The sequence below is a fragment of the Pseudomonas sp. MCal1 genome (assembly GCF_026341415.1).
In the GTDB taxonomy this organism is placed as follows: domain Bacteria; phylum Pseudomonadota; class Gammaproteobacteria; order Pseudomonadales; family Pseudomonadaceae; genus Aquipseudomonas.
In genome coordinates, this window is sequence record NZ_JAKUMP010000005.1 from 50,088 (window position 1) to 67,443 (window position 17,356).

The window sequence follows — 17,356 nt, forward strand, 5'->3', positions numbered from 1 at the left end:
TCAGCGTCTCTTCAGGTAACCGCTGGTGGAACTACGGCGTTGAGGGGGAGCTGCCGGTCGCGATTGCGCAGCCGGTGCAGCGGGTGGGGGCGCGGGCTGAGCTTGGCGCACAGCTGCAGGCGCTGGTGTTTGCTCGCCATCAAGTCGCTCGCCCTGAACAGGCTTGATGCCTAAAGCGTCGTCGAACAAGCCGGACTGGGCCAGCGCTTGGCGCACCCGATCCCAGTCGTGTTCCTGGTAACGATTGATGCCGAGGTAATGCGCCATCGCGAGGCAGTACACCATCAGGTCGAGCGCTTCGTTGCGCTCGGCCTTGCCCTTCACCCATTCGATGCGCTTGTGTCCGCGCACGTAGCGAACGACTTTGCGTTCGGCAACGCACTGGGCGAAGAACTCGTCCGGCAGGTCGTTGGCAAAATGCAGCGAACCCGGACCATCCGGGAACGGGTAGCGGTTGTAGATCCAGTCTTTCGCTGTGTCGGTACCGACGAACCACAGCTCGGCGCCGTTGCGTTCGGTCTGCCCCTTCCACGTCACGTCGACCATGGACGGACGCTGTGCAATGACCGGGCGGCCCGGCTTGCTCGCCCCCTTGATGGCGAAGATATTGCGCCAGCGGCGAACGCGGCAGAACTGGTAGACCTCGTCGGTGTGGTGACCGCCGGAGTCGACGCCGACGGCGAGAATCGCCAGCCCGACACCGCAAGGATGCCGGTAACGCGCCTTGAGTTTCTCGTCCAGCACAGCCCAGGTGCGGTCGTCTGCTGGATCGCCCCAGATGACCTGGTGATCGACCACCCAGCGTTCCATGCCGACGCCGAAGCCCATCACCATCAGCTCTAGGCGATTGGCCTGAACGTCGACGGCCCCGGTCAGCATCAGCACGCCGGCCGGCATCGCGCCGAGGGTGTAGGTCTCCAGCCGCGCCCGGGCGATGAGCACTTCCGCCTTGGTCTGTTCGAGTGCGCTGTCCCAAACCTTGGCCAGACGGGTGTTGTAGAACACCTGCATCAGGCTCGTGTCACCTTGGGCCTGGGCTTTTTTTGCGTCTTCAAACTCCACGGCTAGGCCGGCCCAATCCATCCAGCCGGTCGGCGAGTACAGTGCATTGAGGTGAAAACCAACGGTTTTGCCGTCGCCACCGGCATGAGCGCGCCATTCGCCTCTGGCAAGCATGTCACTCTTGTGGTGCTCCTCGATCAGCACGTCGCACTCAGGTGCTGCACACTCGTAATGCACAGTGCCGAAGTCCTTGCTGTAGTGCAGCCGTTCCCATTCCAGAACTTGCATATGACCGCAGGTAGGGCATGGCACGTAGTAGTAGCGCTGGTCGCTGGACTCGAACAGATCGGCGATCCGCGAGGCACCTTTGATCGTCGGCGAGCTGGAGAAGTAGATCTTGGCGTTGCGACCGAAGTTGGTCGCCCGTGTCTCTGCCAGCTTGATGGGGTCACCCTCCTGACCGACGTCGTTCTCCCAGCGGTCAACTTCATCGCCGTAGATGTAACGCGCCGACAGCTCCGACAGGTTGGCCGCAGAACCGGCGGTGGTGACGTAAAGCGAGCCACCCTCGAATTCCTTGGTATCCATCGTGTTGCGTGCGTCCCGCGAGCGTGTGGCCGCGACGCGCTCGCGCAGAACGGGGGTGGCCTTGATGGTCTTGCTGATCCGCCCAGACACCCGCTTAGATAGGCCAAGGCTGGGGAGCAGCGCCAGGATGTTCGACGGCGCCATGTGTATCAGGCCACCCATCCAGTTCAGGGCGATCTGCGTTTTCATCAGCTGCGAGGCCACCATGGTGACCACGCGCCTGCAAGGGTGAGCCGGCGACAGGCAGCGCATTGGCTCGCGGGCATAAGGTGTCCGTGAGGTGCGGTACTGGCCGGGTTCAGGGGCGCCGGTGTCACGCGGGATTCGCATGTACTCGTCGGCCCATTCGTCGATCCAAAGATCGGGATCGGGGCGCAGTCCACGGAAATAAGCCTCACGGTACACCTCTGCACCATCAGGAAATTCCGTGTGCATAGATTCAGTCCGTTGTCATGGCGTGTTCAAGATCGGCTGAAGAGAGCCGCTCGGCTTCCTCCAGCGTTCGACGGAAGGTGGCTGTCAGGTGTTTCTCGATCAGCCAGGGATCGGTCATTGCCGCAAGGTCGTGTGACAGTTGCGGCAATGGCCCGAACAGCTGGTCACGCAGCAATCGGCCGGCGTTGTAGGCACCGGTTTCGACAGCCTCCTTGGAGACCAGGGAGCCTTGGGCTTTGCCCAGTTCGATCTCCGCCAGCTTGGCCATGTTGTGCTCGCGCAGGGCGCGGGCCTTCTGGAAGTCGGGGAGCTTGCCGTCGCCGGTAAGCACCTGCGGCGGCGCAGCCGTGGAAGTCGGCTCGGTCTGAGTCGACAGTTGGCTGTAAACGTCACGCTGAATCCGGTCTTGTTGGTGCCGATCAGCGACGGCGGATTTGCTCGGGTCAGCGGTGTCGCGAATCAACGCTTCGCTGGCCTGAACGTCCACCAGTTTTCCGTCCGGCGACAGCACCAGGCGGTTGTTGTTTTTCAACCAGGTGATGTAGCTCGGTGCCCTGCCGATCCGAGCCGCGAAGGCGCTTTTCGACAGGTAAGTTGGTTCTGTCATAAGCCCTCCTTTCAACGGCTTTTCAATGCAGACCTTTCAATTTCAATGGATTGAATTTCAGTAAGCTGGGGGCGCTCCCGCTAACACTTTCCCGCGGGTTTCCGACCCCGTGTCCTTCAGATACCCCTAGGGTCCCCGGCGATTTTGGGCGCCCCAGATCGGTGCATCAACCCTGCGCGCCCCCGGCGGGCGGGACTTCGCTGACGCCCAGCCGTTTAGCAGCCCAGCGTTCGTACAACCCGATGGCCACATCAGCACCCGCCATCGCTGTGAGACAACCCAAGGCCCCCGCCGTCCAGATCGTCATACCGGCGGCGATCATCAACATCATCGCCGACACCCCGCAGACAATGCAGGCACCTGACCGAAGTGCCAGCCTGCGCAACAATGCCCAGCCTCGCGCCCCATCCTTGTCGGCCCGCCACATTTCTCCCGATACGCCACCGACCAGGGCCAGGACGATCACTAACCAGATCGGCATCTCTGCCAGTGCTTGTTGCTCGCTTGTCATCGCCAACCCCTAAACGCAAAAACCCGGCGCAATGGCCGGGTTTGGTGGTTGGTACGTGCCGCTCTCTGCGGTCGCACCTATCGAAGATGACTACTTTTTACAGGTCGATTCCGGTGGCAGCAACCCCGGTTTAATGCCACCCGGTGAATAAGTGGTCAATGAGGGGTGAACGTCTAGCGAATGTGAGCGAATAACTCACCACGGCATTCTGTTGTTTCGGCGGCGTCCCATCTGTCCCACCTCTTAAAATTGAGGTGGGACGCCTGAGAGCACCTAGATTCGGGGCTTGGCCCCACCGTCCTACTTATTTATCTATTTTCTCGTGTAAAGAGAGAAATTTATAAACACGCTTGCGCGTGAAGCGCGCGTGCATTGTGTCTGCTACGCATATGCGGGCGGGTGACGTTGCAAGGTGGGACGGTGGGACAGCCCAGCAAAGACAAGGCCCGCACCTGTCCCACTACGTCTAAACATAGTGGGACAAGGCGGGCCGGTGGGACAGCAACAGCCTGACGAAAGCCTGGGGTCACGCAGCCATCCCCATCATCACGCCGAAGATCTGCAGGTGTGCCTCATGCAGGCGCTGGTAGTACGTGTCACGGCCACAACCGCAATGCGCGTACCGCAAGCGCATATCAACGTCGAGCGTGCAGTAATGCTCCCGAACAACCGTCACCAGCTCAGGCGGAAGATGCTTGTTCACGATCAGCTCGATGTCGAGTGAACTCTCCAGCGGCGCACGAAAGGCCCGCCGTCCACGAATCAGTTGCCCATTGCTTTCCATCATCATGGCAACCATGTTCCCCCCAGCAAGCCCCCCTTTCGAATGTTCGGAATGCAGCTCCTGCGCCCACAGCCTAAGCAGCGAATCGATTTCCTTAATCACCGAAACAAGGCTCCTCTGAAGCTTCTAACTCCAAGGCAGGCGCCTTCCCCCAGTCCGCTGGCTTTTTGTAGCCCCACAACCGCTGCCGACTCTTGGTCATTGCACCGAGCCGGAAACGTCTCCAGCCCAACCGATGCAGGATTGCACCGACACGCATTTGCTCCGGCTTACCCCAATGTCCCGGGTCGAGCTTGAGAGCCTGAGTCAGCACCTCGCTGCCGGTCGTGGTCTCACCAATCTGCGACTCTTCCAACCAGGTCAAGATTGGTGTTTCCCATTCGTCCACTACGAAGCGCTCGTCCTGCTCCTCCGCGAACAATGCCGCCTCATCCAGCGTTACCCACCAGAGGTCGCCCGCGTCGTAGCAGAAAACCGCCTCGGCCCAAAGCTGGTCGCGGATCGAGCGCAACAACTCCAGATCCACTTTGGTACATGCCACCGGCCAATAACGGCGGTTACCGGTAGCGTCCTTGAGATATTCGTCCTGGTTCGTCGTACCCACGAACACGCACTGACGCGGCACGTCCATCGTGCGACGGCCGTAGCTCTCGCGATAAGTGTCCGTGGACGCCGAGAAAAACTGCTTGGCCTTGGTACTCTCGGCCTTGTTAAAGCTGTCCAACTCGCCCAGCTCAACAATCCATTTGCCCCTGATCGCCTGAAAGCCGTCCTTGTCGCCCAGCGCGAACGGCGTATCCATGAACCACTCGCCACCGAGGATGCTCATCGCCGTCGACTTACCGGCGCCCTGCGCACCTTCAAGGATCATCACCGAGTCAGCCTTGCAGCCTGGCTTCATCACTCGCGCCACGGCCGACAACATCCAGCGCTTGCCAACCTTGGACGAGTAGTCGGTGGCCTTCACACCCATGACATCGGTGAGCCAGCTTTCCAGACGTGGCACGCGATCCCATTCGAGCTTGCGCAGGTACTGCCGCACCGGATGAAACGCATGATCATGTGCGACCACACTGACCGCCTCGATCACATGGGACGCCTTGACGCGAAGGTTGTATTGCTGCGCGAGCCACTTCATCACCCGCACGTCATCGATGTCAGCCCAGTCTCCCGTGCCGCCGCCATAAGGCGCCGCACGTAGCTTGACGAGCTTCGAACTGAAGGCGCTGTAGCTGATGACCCCAGCCCAACGTGGATCATTGGCCAGTATTAATTCAACGTTCTGCATGTGTGCGATCAGAGCGCCGCTATCGCTGCGAGCTAGTAGATCTTTCCAACCACCTGCAGCCGGTGGCTTGACCACGGCCAATACCTGACGGCGCACCGCCTCCAAACCCTCAGCGACATGCAGATCGTTGAAGTCGGTCCACTTCACTTCCCGTTCACTGGAGAAGATCGGCGCAACCACTTGGCCACCGACGATCAGTGCCGCGTTATTGGCCTTCTCTTCACCTGGGTTCCAGGCGTCGCCGTTTGGCTTCGTGGTCTTCCAGTCATCATCCCTGCAAATGATCAGAGGGCAACCGGCAAACCGCTCGCGCATGGCCTTACACACGGCCAGCAGGTTACCCGCGTCGAATGCCACCGCCACGGTCAGCGAAGTCGCCATGTGCAGGCTGGCGCCGGTGGCGTAGCCCTCACATACCAGCACTGGATCACCTGGATCAGCATCAGGCCCGATAAGGTGGAAAGCACCCTCTTTCGACATCCCGTAAGGCCAGTAGGACTTGTCCCGACCGGTGTCTTCCTGTTTGCTCGGGTAAATCACCTGAAGCCCGACGATTTCGTCCCGCGCATTGCTCATGGGAACCAAGACTGCACCTGAGCGCGGCGCGTAGCGAACCCGGAAACCGACGATCTGCTTGCGGTCCAGGTACTCGCTGCGACCTTTCTCCGGCATGCGCTTAAACAAGCCGTCCGCACGCTTCGCTGCCCGACGCGACGCATTGGCCGACACTTCAGCAGCGCGACGCTTGCCCTCCTCCTGACGGGCACGCATGACCTCGCGCTCTTCGGGTGACATCCGACCGGCCTTGACCTTGATCTTCTGCGTTTCACCCGAACGCCAATCCCCGAATGAGCCGAAAATAAGCGTCTCGCCCTTCTCGGTGCGATGTTCATGGGCGACGTACCAGCCGTTCTTTTCGGTGCCCTTATCCTGCGTAGTCTTGCAACGAGTGAGCTTACCGAACACCAGCGGCTGCGCTGGTACAAGGCCGTAGTCCGCGAACTGTGCCAAAACGTCATCGAGCATGACGAGCTCCCTTCAATTCCGCGAGAGAAAGACAATCCACACAATGCGTGCAGCCAGGCTGCGCCACGCGGCGCGCCTCTGGAATAGACTCATCGCACTCTTCACAGAACAGAAATGAGTGCGCCGCCAAGGCAGGTTTAGCGGCGTTACGACGTGCTGCGAGCGCTTGGTCGACGCGCTCCTGCACCAAGTCATTCGCGAAGTCTGCGATGTCAGCCACGGTCAACACCTCGCGTCGTCTGATTGACGTAGGTGGCACGGTTGAACAACCCGAGCAGCCCTTGAATCCCACGGAACACCTGCAGGCGAATCGCTGCCAGTTCCTGGTCGGTGACGACGCCATCACCAATGCTCTTGGCCCAGGTGTCGGCCAGATCCGCCACTTGCCGGAAATACTCCGCGATGCCTGTCGTCAATGTCTCGGGCATGTCGTTGGTATAGGCCTCAGCCAACTCCTGCCAGGTCGTGTCGCCGACCAGTGCATGCACCGCATCCAAAATCCGGCGATCCTTGGTCAGTTCCAGGATTTCTCCGAACTCTTGAATGTTCACCGTGTGGCTCGGATGGGTGGGGGAAAGCTTGTGCTGCAGCGTGGTGGCGTTGCGACCTGTGGTGGCGGCGATGGCTGCAGCGCCACCTGGGTAGTCGCGTGCTGCGTGGTAAAGCGCGAGATCAAGCGGCAGGACTTCCCGCTGCGCCCGATCTACAGAACTGAGAGCGATTCGGCTCATGGCATTAATCCTTGAATGTTGCCAGTGCCGCACGACAGAGAGTGGTGATACATTTGTCGTGTGGCGTGTAAGTGCCCAAACGCCGGCGAGGTCCCTAAGACCAACACCGGCACCGTGCCGGGGCGAACAATCCGTTGTTCACCCCTGGCGCAACAGCTGCCAGCTCTGTGGTGGAAAAGGCAGCAACACCAAAGCTTCCGAGCCTTGGAAAACGCGAGAGGAGTAGGCGGTTTTGCATTTGGTTTGCCCTCCTACCCCAATCGCGGCCCGACAGCGCTGTGGTGGTGCGTGTCGGGAGGAACTGGGCGACCTTTGGGTCGCCTTTTTTCTAATACTTGATCAGGCAGCTCGTTTCGGATCAGCAGGTACAGGGAACAAATCCGGCAGATCAGGACGGAGCTCAAAAGCCTGAACCTGACCTTTTGAAGCACGGACAATTCCGGGTACACGCTCGGCAGGAACGCCCCGCTTTTTCCATTGGGAGACAGCCATGGGGCTGACACCTAGTTCAGCAGCGAGGGCTCTACCGCCGCCAGCGGCATTGATCACTCTTTGTAAAGGGGACGCTTCCATAGACATTCCGGCTATCAGTTGTAGTCACGAGTACACATTACGTTTATTTCAACGTTATGTCTACCCCGGTAAACTTTCAGTTTATGAATAACTCAGGACAACGCCTGCGCGCTCATCTCGATGAGGCCGGCATCTCGTATAAAGACTTCGCCGCCTCAATCGGGGTGGAGCCCCAACACGTCAATCATTGGTTCAAACGCGGGATACCCAAGGGCAGGATATTCACGGTCGCGGACTCGCTAGGCGTAAACCCTCGCTGGCTTGCTGACGGCGGCGATGGCGAGCCGCTCGAACCAAAGATTTTCAGCAATCAAACGGTTGAAGACGCTCCCCACAAGCTTGAGGAGCTTCTGCCTGTCTATCTAGAACCGTTAGCCCCCTGGGATGACGACACTCCGCTCGAAGACGACGAGGTCGAACTTAAGTTGTATAAGGAAGTAGAGCTTTCCTCTGGGCACGGTCGCACAGCCGTTCAGGAAATTGCAGGCCCCAAGCTTAGATTTTCCAGGCACACCATGCGTCTATGTGGCGTAGACCCCTCCCAAGCCGTTTTTGCAACAAACGCCGGGAATAGCAACCATCCTCTAATCCTTCACGGCGCGACGGTTGGAGTCGATAAGGGCATGACTCGAATCGTAGATGGCGAAATCTACGCAATTGATCATGACGGATTACTGAGGGTGAAATTCCTCGAGCGACTGCCCGGTGGCGGCTTGAGGATGCGTAGCTACAACCAACCTGAATTCAAGGATGAGGATTACGGATTCGACGAGATAATGGAGCAGAGGATCGTTATTCTCGGTCGTGTATTTTGGTGGTCAACTATCCGACCACTGCGAGCGGCTCCTTTGCTCTGACACGAAATAAACATTTTGTGTTGACTCACAAATAAACATTAAGTTTAATTGCCTCACTCTCACACCACAGAGCGAGGCATCACCCATGCAAACCAGTGCAACCCTCCACGTCCATCCGGCGTGCGTCAGTAACAAAAAGATGATCGAGCAGTTGCAGTCCTTCAGCGGCTGCTTGGTCATTATTCACAACAACAAACCAAAGCTTATTTCCAAGTCCCAACCCTCTCCATTTGATCCAAATGGCGGAGGGCACGCGGCATGAGCAAATATCGGATCGACAACCGCACCCTGCAGTTGCTCAAAGCTCAGGCCAACCTGACCGAAACTTTCAACCATGTCCTACGAACCGCTCCCACGCGTGAATGTCTCGCGTTTCGCCTCAAAGTAGAACGCGGCGCAACCGAGACTGTATTCAGCGTTGAGCTGGGGACTGAGCGTCACACGCTGACGCTTCCAAATGACAAAAAGATTCACCTCAAGTTGGCCGACTTCATTGAGGAGATCGCCAACGGGCCGTTCGATCCGAGCGGTTGCAGCGACCAGGCTCATCTCCCGCATGCCAGTCGCGTATACGGCCACTTTGAAGCCCAAGACAAGCAGCGTGTACTTGAGCTGGTGCGCACCGGCGGCGTGCTGAGCCTCGACATGGGGTTTGATCTCCCGCTGCACGTTGCCATTCACCGCACCCACACGCGCCGAGGGGCAACCATCATCCTGAGCATCGGCAACAAAAAACCCAACACCCGGGGCTTCACCGTAAGCGACACCGATGCCGAGATTTACCTCATGGTTATCGAGTCCATCAACCATCTCGCGGCCGCTGCAACACCTGCCGCACACGCGGCATGAGGTGGAGGATATGGAACGCACTCTCGCCCAAGCAGCCTCGCAACTCGGCCTCACACGTCCAAAACTGATTGCACTCATGCGGGAGAAAGATCTGCTGAAGGGCAATCTGCCAGCCTACCCAAAACGGGACAAAGAGTATCTGCGGGTCAAGGACGGCACCTGGTATGACGAAAAGTACGGCTTGCAATACAGCCAGTCGACGCGGGTCAAGCAAGCCGGCATCCGCTGGCTGGCTGAAAAACTCGGCATCGACCTACCAGAAATTCCGGCAGACCGCCGTGACGTGGCCTAGGGAATACGCCCGACAGATCATCGCAATGCGGACACGAGAGGAGCGCAATGCCGCACTCCTTGAGGTGCCCGAGCATCTGCGGGAATTGACCAAACGCCATTGCCTGAACGCCTGGAACCACCCAGCAAGAAACAAACGCAAGGAGGCCACACAAAGCCATGAGTAACGCAACCCAAGCTCCACTGCGGCTACGTCCCGCTCCTGAATCCACAACCATCGAGCTGCTTTACCGCACCTTCGGTGATGTGCTGATTCCGCTTGAGACCGTGCGCGAGAAGTATTTCCGCAACCTCAACGAGCAAAAGTTCGTGATCGAAATCAACAGCGGTCGGATCCAGCTACCGATCACCACACTGGACTCAAGTCGAAAAGCGCCCAAGTACGCACACATTCGACACGTTGCATCGCTCATCGATATTCGCGCCTACCAGGCCGATGAAGACATGCAGTCTCAGCAGGACGAGCCAACCGAGTAAGACCTCCCCCAAGGACTGCCACCACCAGTCCGACACTTAACCAGGAGCAAACCAAATGACTGCAATTCAAATCTACGCACTCATCGCCCTAATCACTCTGGCCGGGTTATTAGTCTGGGCCGGCTACATCATGGGCCGTACCGACGGCATGTCCGCTGGCATGAAAAAAAGCGACGACGTCCTGCGCGCCGAAAGCGCCAAGACCATTCGCGAGCTAAGGGCCTCACTCGACTTCATCAAGGCCGACCACGCCCGCTTAGCGCAATTCAGCAAACGCCTTCAGCAAGCGTTGACGTTCGGAAATTGCGAACGCCAGACGCTGCTAGATATCGCCGAAAAGCTCCGCATTGCCGCTGATACGTTCGCCGCATTCCGCACGGGGAAAAAACTCGAACGCGAAACCCGCGCCCTGCGCGACGAAGCGCTCACCATGGCCGAATTACTGAAGCCCGCCGAAATAACAGGCCATGCAAAGGTTGAGATAGTGCCTCTCCGTATTCCTCTCAGCACGGAGGATGCAGAGAAAGCTGCCGCATTTTTCCAACAAGACCACCAGGCCATCGCCACCACCGCGCAATCGAGAGGTGCGGCATGAGCTGGATCCTCACCCATACCGGCAAGCGCTTTGATTTGCTTGAGCCGAACGCCGAAATGATCGATCCGCGAGATATTGCGCACTCGCTGGCTCATTTGTGCCGCTTCAATGGCCATACCCGCGAGTTCTACAGCGTGGCTCAGCACAGCTGCATCGTCGCCGACCTGGTGCCAGAAGAACACAAACTTGTGGCCTTACTCCATGACGCCCCCGAGGCGTACTTAGGCGATATGACACGCCCACTCAAGCAGTGGATTAGTGCCTACCAACACTTCGAGGACTGCATTTGGTGGCGCGTTTGCGACCGGTTCGACATCGCCCCAGAACTCCCCACCTGCATCCACCAGGCTGATCTGATAGCGCTGGCTACAGAACGCCGCGACCTCATGCCAACTGATCCGGCTATCTGGGATTGCTTGGTCGGCATAAATCCTATGCCAGAAACCATCCGCCCATGGTCTGCCGCAGAAGCCCGCAACACCTACCATCAGCGCCTGATGGATCAACTTGCTATCGAACATCGGAGGAAAGCGGCATGACGCACTCACAGGACAACACACAAGTGCAGGCCGCTTTGCTTCGCGACGACAGCGGGATCGACACGCCTGTAAAAAACAGTCTCTGCTGCGCAGCAGCAGGCATTATTGCTTCTTCCAGCGCCACTGCCGAGGCACTTATACCCCACGAAAAGCTGCGCGGGGCAGCGCTCGCTGATGCAACGCTAAACGCTCAGAAACGCCCGCTCGCGCAGCCTGTTGTGGGGTATAAGACTCCTGCGGCACAGTCGAGCGGTCTAGACATTCTGCGCAGCTATACAGAAGCCCGTGAGAGCCTAGCGCAAGCGGTCATTGTCGAGGAGAACGCCAATGCATAAGCGCGTTCTCAGACACTTCCACATGTGCTGCGGTCTCGGCGGCGGCGCCAAGGGTTTCAACCGGGCTAAGCCCATCGTTGGGCATATCCAAGCCGAATGGCAATGCATCGGCGGCGTCGACGTGGACCCTGCCGGCCTGCGCGACTTTCAGCGTCTTTCCGGCGTTCCCGGAACGCTGATGGATCTGTTCACCCGCGACCAGTACGCCCGCTTCCACGGTAAAGAGCCGCCTTCCGGCTGGACTGAGGCGAGCGCCGACGACCTGCGCCGCGCAGCCAGCAACGAACGTCCGGACGCTGTGTTCATTTCCAGCCCTTGCAAAGGCGCCTCGGGATTGCTGTCCGAAACAATGAGCCTGACGCCGAAGTATCAGGCTCTGAACGAGCTGACGTTGCGCTGCATCTGGCTGATGTGTGAGGCGTGGAAGGACGACCCGGTGTCGTTGATCGTCTTCGAGAACGTGCCGCGCCTTGCCACCCGTGGCCGCCACCTGCTCGACCAGATCAACAAGCTGCTGAACCACTACGGATACGCAGTCGCCGAAACCACGCACGACTGCGGCGTCATTGGCGGACTGGCCCAGAGCCGCAAGCGTTTCCTGCTGGTCGCCCGCCACATCGAAAAAGTGCCGCCGTTCCTGTACGAACCGGAAAAGAAGACGCTGAAGTCGGTCGGCTCGATCTTAGGCCGCATGCCGCTGCCCGGCGATATCGAAGCAGCCGGCCCGATGCACCGGGTTCCAGCGCTGCAATGGAAAACTTGGGTTCGCCTCGCCCTAGTCACCGCCGGCAAGGACTGGCGCAGCCTGAATGACTTGGCGATCGAGGACGGTTACCTTCGTGACCTGGTGATCGTGCCGGAATACCGCGCCGGCTATCTCGGTGTGCATGAATGGCAGGACACCGCCGGTACCGTTGCTGGGCGAAGCAGCCCAACGAACGGCGCGTTCTCGGTAGCAGATCCTCGCGCCAAGGCAGGCGCCCTGCAATATCAGCAGTACGGCGTTCGTCGCTGGGACGAAACGAGCGGCGCGGTAATCGGCGTCAAATCGCCAGGGCAAGGAACGTTCAGCGTTGCGGATCCTCGCCGACCTGGTGATGGCTTCGGCAAGTACCTGGTAACGCCGTTCGACAATGCCGCAGGAACGGTCATCGCCGGCAGCACTACGGGGCAAGGCGCTTTTGCGGTTCAGGATCCCCGGTATCACAACTGGCACTCAGGAGCGAGCAGCCGGAAGCTTGGCGTTTGCCCTTGGGATAAAACTGCTGGGACTGTCACAGGATCGCAGCAGGTAGCCAGTGGGGCATTGTCGATTGCAGACCCGCGCCCAGGCATGAAGCGCACGAAGGGAGACGCGTACCTGACTGGCGGCCACTACGGCGTCGTCGGTTGGAACGAGCAATGCGGCGCCGTATCGGCCAGCGCAAAGCAGGACAACGGTCGTTGGTCTGTGGCGGATCCCCGCATGCCGGAAGCCAATGACCGTCTGACCTGCGTTATCGAAAGCCTCGACGGCACCTGGCACCGACCATTCACCACACTGGAGTTAGCCGCGCTCCAGAGCCTGGTCGAACCAGAAGAATTGTTCGAGCTGGACGGCTTAAGCGATCAGGCATGGCGCGAGCGGATCGGTAACGCGGTGCCGCCGGCCGCAGCCGAAGCAATCGCGCATGTGATGGGCACCACCCTACTACTGGCAGCCGCCGGCGAAACCTTCATGCTCAACAGCATGCCGATCTGGGTGCGCCCGGTCGCAGTGGGGCTGAGCGTGGCACAGCAGGAGGCACAGGCATGAACACTCACAATGTGTGCGAGTGGAGCCTGGAGCCGATGATCAAACTGGAGTCAGCATAATGATATTCGACGCCAAAACCGACACGCTGCCTACCGCAACCATCAGCGGCGTTACTCACGAAGGGTTCACCTGCATCACCCACGACGGAAAAAAACTCCGCATGGCCTTGGTCGACGAGCAGGGCAACATTGTCGACGCCGGAAACCACGTCGCTCAGGAAGCCTGGAACGTGTGCATCCAAGTGCAACACAACTTCTGGATTGGGCAAGGCCATCTTCGGGTACTAAGCAAACCCTTACCGCTAGCCCAAGAAAAAGCCGCCTAACTTCACACAATCCAGAGCTAGAACATGACGAAAAGTAGAGGGATTAAACGCCCGACTTGGGTATGGACCCAAGCACAAATCATGCTGATGACAGAAAAATTTGCATTCACTGTAAATAAAAATTTAGCCCAAGAAATTGGATGCACTGTTCCACAATTAACCCGAAAGGCAGTATCGCTGGGCCTAAAAAAATCCGGGATATCGATGCTTACTGGACGGACGCTTTCTCCAACTCACCGAGAAAGCATTAAGCGGGGGCTGTTAAAAGCACACGAAGAGGGGAGATTAAAACTCCCACCTGAGACAACTATTCACGCCATGCGGGAGGGAGCAAAGCGCCCCGAGGCCGTCGCCAAACGGGCAGCACTTGCCAGCAAGAAAATGACAGGGAGACCTCAGCGTATGGATGGACTTAGTGCCGCAGCAGAGCATAACGCTCGGTCCAAAACGTATACGGTTCTGACACCCAGCAGGGTCACTCTAACCTTCAAAAACCTGAGCAACTTTGTCCGCCAGAATAGTCACTTATTTGCTGATGATGACGTGATATGGCGCCCCCCTCAAAGCCATCCATGGTGCAGAGCTCAAAGAGGCCTCTATTCCTTATTCAAGGAAACCAAACCTGTCGAACAATGGAAAGGGTGGCGAGCAGTTAGAAAAACCTAAACTTCCCCACCCGTCCCATAAAGCAATATCAATACTCCACCAAGCAGGATGGGGATTTAGACTAAGCTCCCATCCCTGCTCGCCACTCCCCAGTTTTTCGATCAATACGAAGCAATCGGGGCTGGCCACCTTTCCCGACCAACAATAAGTCGATCACATTTCCATCTCGTGCAGTTGCTTGCATCCCGTGGTGGTAGACAACTATTCGCTCGAAAGTATCTCTTACCAAGTGCCGCACTTTCATCCGTGCATCGAATTCCATCATCTCAACACCTGAAGACAACTCTGCCCATGCCTCAGAAAGCCCAGGTTGGTCACGGTTTGATACCGCCACCAGTTCGCGCTCGGCCTGAGCTATATCTTTTTGCTTTGCTGACAGCAGCTCCTCAAGCTCGCGAGCCTTACGGACGAATACCAGCGGCGCCGCACCACCTTCGGCCGCCAGCAGAGCCTCACTCACCCGCTCCAGGTGCTGCTCGATAATTGCCGCCTCGCTCTTTGCAGCCACCAGCCGTGCTTGTATCAATTGGGACTGGTCATTGCCTTCTAACAGGCTGCTGAGGTTCATCCGGTCAGTGCAATAGCTCATTAACGCTTTCTCTATAGGCACGACACTGCAACTACCACCGACAGAACAACCCTTGTTATGTGAATACCCCACGCAGATCAAACGCCGATGGCCATCAGATAAGCTGCCGTCAGCTTTGGCCCTGTGCATAACGTTCTGACCAACTACGGCCGTACCGCAGTATCCGCAATAAGTGATACCTAGACCGGTAACGAGGCCGGGGATTTCCCCCTTACCTTTGCGCCTGACCCGGCTCTCAACGAGCAGTGAAAGATCTGCGAATTCATCGGCGGTCAATATCGACGGGTAATATCCTTCCAGCCGATAGGTTTCACCATCCAGCTCTAGCACCTTAACGCCCATCAATGCCGGCAGCCGGACAAGCCGGTGCACCTGCAGTGCTGTGATGCCTTTCGTGGTGACGGACAGGCCGCGTTCAGTCAACTCTCGAATAATACGAACAGAACCATAGCCCTGTCGGAACAGATCGATCACCAGCCGCACACCTTCGACACGCTCTGGTAGCAGCTGGAATACCTGGCCATCCCACTGCAACCACTGCGGATCTTTGCCGTTTCGGATAATGCCCCGGTAATTACCAGCAATCCACCCTTCGCACTGCCGGCGGATTGCGGCCTTCACACGCTTTGATTTGGTGTCTGATTCTTCGTGCGCACGGATCATCACCAGGAGCGAATACACCAGGTCCATCGGCTGAGCCTTCAAGCCAGCCCGGTTGTATTCCCGGCCGTCACTAGCAGTAACCACAGTGATGCCAGCATTGATGATTTGAGCCAATTGGGCCTGAGCCTGTATCGGCTCGGCACGGCTCAGCCGATCCAGCCCTTCTACGACCAGGACAGAACCGTCCGCAATGAGACCGTCCTCGACAGCCTGCAGGAAGACGCCCAACGCCCCCTGCTTGACGTGACGCTGGTGATAGGCGGATAACCCTTCGTCTCTCAGGGATAGTGACTCATCCAGATCGAGCCCCTTCTCACTTGCCCAGCGCTGTGCGTACTGGAGCTGACGGTCGGCACTGCTGCCGGTCGCCTGTCTAGGATCAGAGAATCGTAAATAGCTGTATACTCGCGCGCCACTTTTAGCCATTAGAAAAAACAAGCCCTGATGAGGATCTACCTATAATGATGACAGAGAAAGCCCCACGTGTAGGTATGATATCGTTAGGGTGCCCGAAAGCACTGGTCGACTCCGAGCGCATCCTGACCCAGCTGCGCATGGAAGGCTATGACGTGGTGTCCACCTATCAGGACGCCGACGTGGTCGTGGTCAACACCTGCGGCTTCATCGACTCGGCCAAGGCCGAATCGCTGGAAGTCATCGGTGAAGCGATCAAGGAAAACGGCAAGGTCATCGTGACCGGCTGCATGGGCGTGGAAGAAGGCAACATCCGTGACGTGCACCCGAGCGTGCTGGCCGTCACCGGTCCGCAGCAGTACGAGCAAGTGGTCAACGCGGTGCACGAAGTCGTGCCGCCGAAGCAGGATCACAACCCGCTGATCGACCTGGTGCCGCCGCAAGGCATCAAGCTGACTCCGCGTCACTACGCGTATCTGAAGATTTCCGAAGGCTGCAACCACAGCTGCAGCTTCTGCATCATCCCGTCGATGCGCGGCAAACTGGTCAGCCGTCCGGTCGGCGACGTGCTCGACGAAGCCCAGCGCCTGGTGAAATCCGGCGTGAAGGAATTGCTGGTGATTTCCCAGGACACCAGCGCCTACGGCGTTGACGTCAAATACCGCACCGGTTTCTGGAACGGCGCGCCGGTGAAAACCCGCATGACCGAACTGTGCGAAGCGCTGAGCACCCTCGGCGTCTGGGTCCGTCTGCACTACGTTTACCCGTACCCGCACGTCGACGAGCTGATCCCGCTGATGGCCGCCGGCAAGATCCTGCCGTACCTGGACATCCCGTTCCAGCACGCCAGCCCGAAAGTCCTGAAGGCGATGAAACGCCCGGCGTTCGAAGACAAGACCCTGGCTCGGATCAAGAACTGGCGCGAGATCTGCCCGGACCTGATCATCCGTTCGACCTTCATCGTCGGCTTCCCCGGTGAAACCGAAGAGGACTTCCAGTACCTGCTGGACTGGCTGACCGAAGCCCAGCTCGACCGCGTCGGCTGCTTCCAGTACTCGCCGGTCGAAGGCGCACCGGCCAATGACCTGAACCTGGATATCGTTCCGGACGACGTCAAGCAGGATCGTTGGGAGCGCTTCATGGCACACCAGCAGGAAATCAGCTCGGCCCGTCTGCAAATGCGCATCGGCCGCGAGATCGAAGTGCTGGTGGACGAAGTCGACGAGCAAGGCGCAGTCGGCCGCTGCTTCTTCGATGCCCCGGAAATCGACGGCAACGTGTTCATCGACAATGGCAGCAACCTCAAGCCGGGCGACAAGGTCTGGTGCAAGGTGACCGACGCCGACGAGTACGACCTCTGGGCCGAACAGATCTAAGCGCGAAAAATACAGAAAGCCCCGCTCTCTTTTACGAGAT

20 protein-coding genes are annotated in these 17,356 nt (G+C 58.4%); 11 read left to right on the forward strand and 9 right to left on the reverse strand.

The annotated features are described in order from the left end of the window. The 8 genes from MKZ87_RS10115 to MKZ87_RS28990 all read right to left on the reverse strand — a co-directional run bounded on the left by MKZ87_RS10115 (position 1) and on the right by MKZ87_RS28990 (position 7,551). Positions 1-2,025, reverse strand: coding sequence for a phage terminase large subunit family protein (locus MKZ87_RS10115; RefSeq protein WP_266200794.1), 2,025 nt, complete (start codon positions 2,023-2,025; stop codon positions 1-3). A 4-nt stretch (positions 2,026-2,029) separates the two neighbouring features. Continuing rightward, on the reverse strand, positions 2,030-2,632 hold the full coding sequence (locus MKZ87_RS10120) for a terminase small subunit (protein ID WP_266200795.1): 603 nt from the start codon (positions 2,630-2,632) through the stop codon (positions 2,030-2,032). Between the two features lie 166 nt (positions 2,633-2,798). Continuing rightward, entirely contained in the window at positions 2,799-3,143 is a 345-nt protein-coding gene (locus MKZ87_RS10125) for a phage holin family protein (RefSeq protein WP_266200796.1), read from the reverse strand. Between the two features lie 526 nt (positions 3,144-3,669). Further along, on the reverse strand, positions 3,670-4,029 hold the full coding sequence (locus tag MKZ87_RS10130; RefSeq protein ID WP_038362361.1) for a hypothetical protein: 360 nt from the start codon (positions 4,027-4,029) through the stop codon (positions 3,670-3,672). Next, the gene (locus MKZ87_RS10135) at positions 4,022-6,241 is read right to left on the reverse strand and encodes a VapE domain-containing protein (protein WP_266200797.1); all 2,220 of its coding nucleotides are present in this window, start codon (positions 6,239-6,241) and stop codon (positions 4,022-4,024) included. Before MKZ87_RS10135 ends, MKZ87_RS10130 begins: the two co-directional genes overlap by 8 nt. Then, positions 6,231-6,461 (reverse strand): TraR/DksA family transcriptional regulator, encoded by a 231-nt coding sequence (locus MKZ87_RS10140; RefSeq protein WP_266200798.1) that lies wholly within the window; start codon positions 6,459-6,461, stop codon positions 6,231-6,233. Before MKZ87_RS10140 ends, MKZ87_RS10135 begins: the two co-directional genes overlap by 11 nt. Beyond that, positions 6,454-6,972 (reverse strand): phage regulatory CII family protein, encoded by a 519-nt coding sequence (locus MKZ87_RS10145; protein ID WP_266200799.1) that lies wholly within the window; start codon positions 6,970-6,972, stop codon positions 6,454-6,456. Before MKZ87_RS10145 ends, MKZ87_RS10140 begins: the two co-directional genes overlap by 8 nt. A gap of 339 nt (positions 6,973-7,311) precedes the next feature. Next, on the reverse strand, positions 7,312-7,551 hold the full coding sequence (locus MKZ87_RS28990) for a transcriptional regulator (protein ID WP_416383548.1): 240 nt from the start codon (positions 7,549-7,551) through the stop codon (positions 7,312-7,314). Positions 7,552-7,628: 77 nt separating this feature from the next. Between MKZ87_RS28990 and MKZ87_RS10150 the strand changes: the two genes are divergently transcribed. The 10 genes from MKZ87_RS10150 (at position 7,629) to MKZ87_RS10195 (ending at position 14,274) form a co-directional block, all read left to right on the forward strand. Further along, the gene (locus MKZ87_RS10150) at positions 7,629-8,402 is read left to right on the forward strand and encodes a LexA family transcriptional regulator (RefSeq protein WP_266200800.1); all 774 of its coding nucleotides are present in this window, start codon (positions 7,629-7,631) and stop codon (positions 8,400-8,402) included. Positions 8,403-8,660: 258 nt separating this feature from the next. Then, complete coding sequence (locus MKZ87_RS10155; protein WP_266200801.1) at positions 8,661-9,251, forward strand: hypothetical protein; 591 nt, start codon at positions 8,661-8,663, stop codon at positions 9,249-9,251. A 10-nt stretch (positions 9,252-9,261) separates the two neighbouring features. Further along, the gene (locus MKZ87_RS10160; protein ID WP_100847388.1) at positions 9,262-9,543 is read left to right on the forward strand and encodes a phage antirepressor KilAC domain-containing protein; all 282 of its coding nucleotides are present in this window, start codon (positions 9,262-9,264) and stop codon (positions 9,541-9,543) included. Between the two features lie 158 nt (positions 9,544-9,701). After that, a complete protein-coding gene (locus MKZ87_RS10165; RefSeq protein ID WP_266200803.1) occupies positions 9,702-10,019 on the forward strand; it encodes a pyocin activator PrtN family protein in 318 nt (105 codons plus the stop codon). A 55-nt stretch (positions 10,020-10,074) separates the two neighbouring features. Beyond that, on the forward strand, positions 10,075-10,614 hold the full coding sequence (locus tag MKZ87_RS10170) for a hypothetical protein (protein ID WP_323873469.1): 540 nt from the start codon (positions 10,075-10,077) through the stop codon (positions 10,612-10,614). Next, positions 10,611-11,153: a phosphohydrolase gene (locus MKZ87_RS10175; protein ID WP_266200804.1), complete on the forward strand. Its 543-nt coding sequence runs from the start codon at positions 10,611-10,613 to the stop codon at positions 11,151-11,153. The genes MKZ87_RS10170 and MKZ87_RS10175 overlap by 4 nt, the downstream gene beginning before the upstream one ends. Continuing rightward, positions 11,150-11,488: a hypothetical protein gene (locus MKZ87_RS10180; RefSeq protein ID WP_266200806.1), complete on the forward strand. Its 339-nt coding sequence runs from the start codon at positions 11,150-11,152 to the stop codon at positions 11,486-11,488. The genes MKZ87_RS10175 and MKZ87_RS10180 overlap by 4 nt, the downstream gene beginning before the upstream one ends. Further along, positions 11,481-13,283 carry a DNA cytosine methyltransferase gene (locus tag MKZ87_RS10185; RefSeq protein WP_266200808.1) on the forward strand — a complete coding sequence of 601 codons (1,803 nt, stop codon included), beginning with the start codon at positions 11,481-11,483 and terminating at the stop codon, positions 13,281-13,283. The genes MKZ87_RS10180 and MKZ87_RS10185 overlap by 8 nt, the downstream gene beginning before the upstream one ends. A gap of 58 nt (positions 13,284-13,341) precedes the next feature. Further along, positions 13,342-13,608, forward strand: a complete 267-nt coding sequence (locus MKZ87_RS10190; RefSeq protein ID WP_266200810.1) for a hypothetical protein — start codon at positions 13,342-13,344, stop codon at positions 13,606-13,608. A 24-nt stretch (positions 13,609-13,632) separates the two neighbouring features. Beyond that, the gene (locus MKZ87_RS10195; protein ID WP_266200811.1) at positions 13,633-14,274 is read left to right on the forward strand and encodes a hypothetical protein; all 642 of its coding nucleotides are present in this window, start codon (positions 13,633-13,635) and stop codon (positions 14,272-14,274) included. Between the two features lie 61 nt (positions 14,275-14,335). Here the strand turns inward: MKZ87_RS10195 and MKZ87_RS10200 are convergent, their stop codons facing one another. Next, positions 14,336-15,964 carry a recombinase family protein gene (locus MKZ87_RS10200; protein ID WP_323873470.1) on the reverse strand — a complete coding sequence of 543 codons (1,629 nt, stop codon included), beginning with the start codon at positions 15,962-15,964 and terminating at the stop codon, positions 14,336-14,338. Positions 15,965-15,990: 26 nt separating this feature from the next. Here MKZ87_RS10200 and rimO point away from each other — a divergent pair, with 26 nt between their 5' ends. Then, positions 15,991-17,316, forward strand: a complete 1,326-nt coding sequence (gene rimO, locus MKZ87_RS10205) for a 30S ribosomal protein S12 methylthiotransferase RimO (RefSeq protein ID WP_266200910.1) — start codon at positions 15,991-15,993, stop codon at positions 17,314-17,316. Positions 17,317-17,356: the final 40 nt, after the last annotated feature.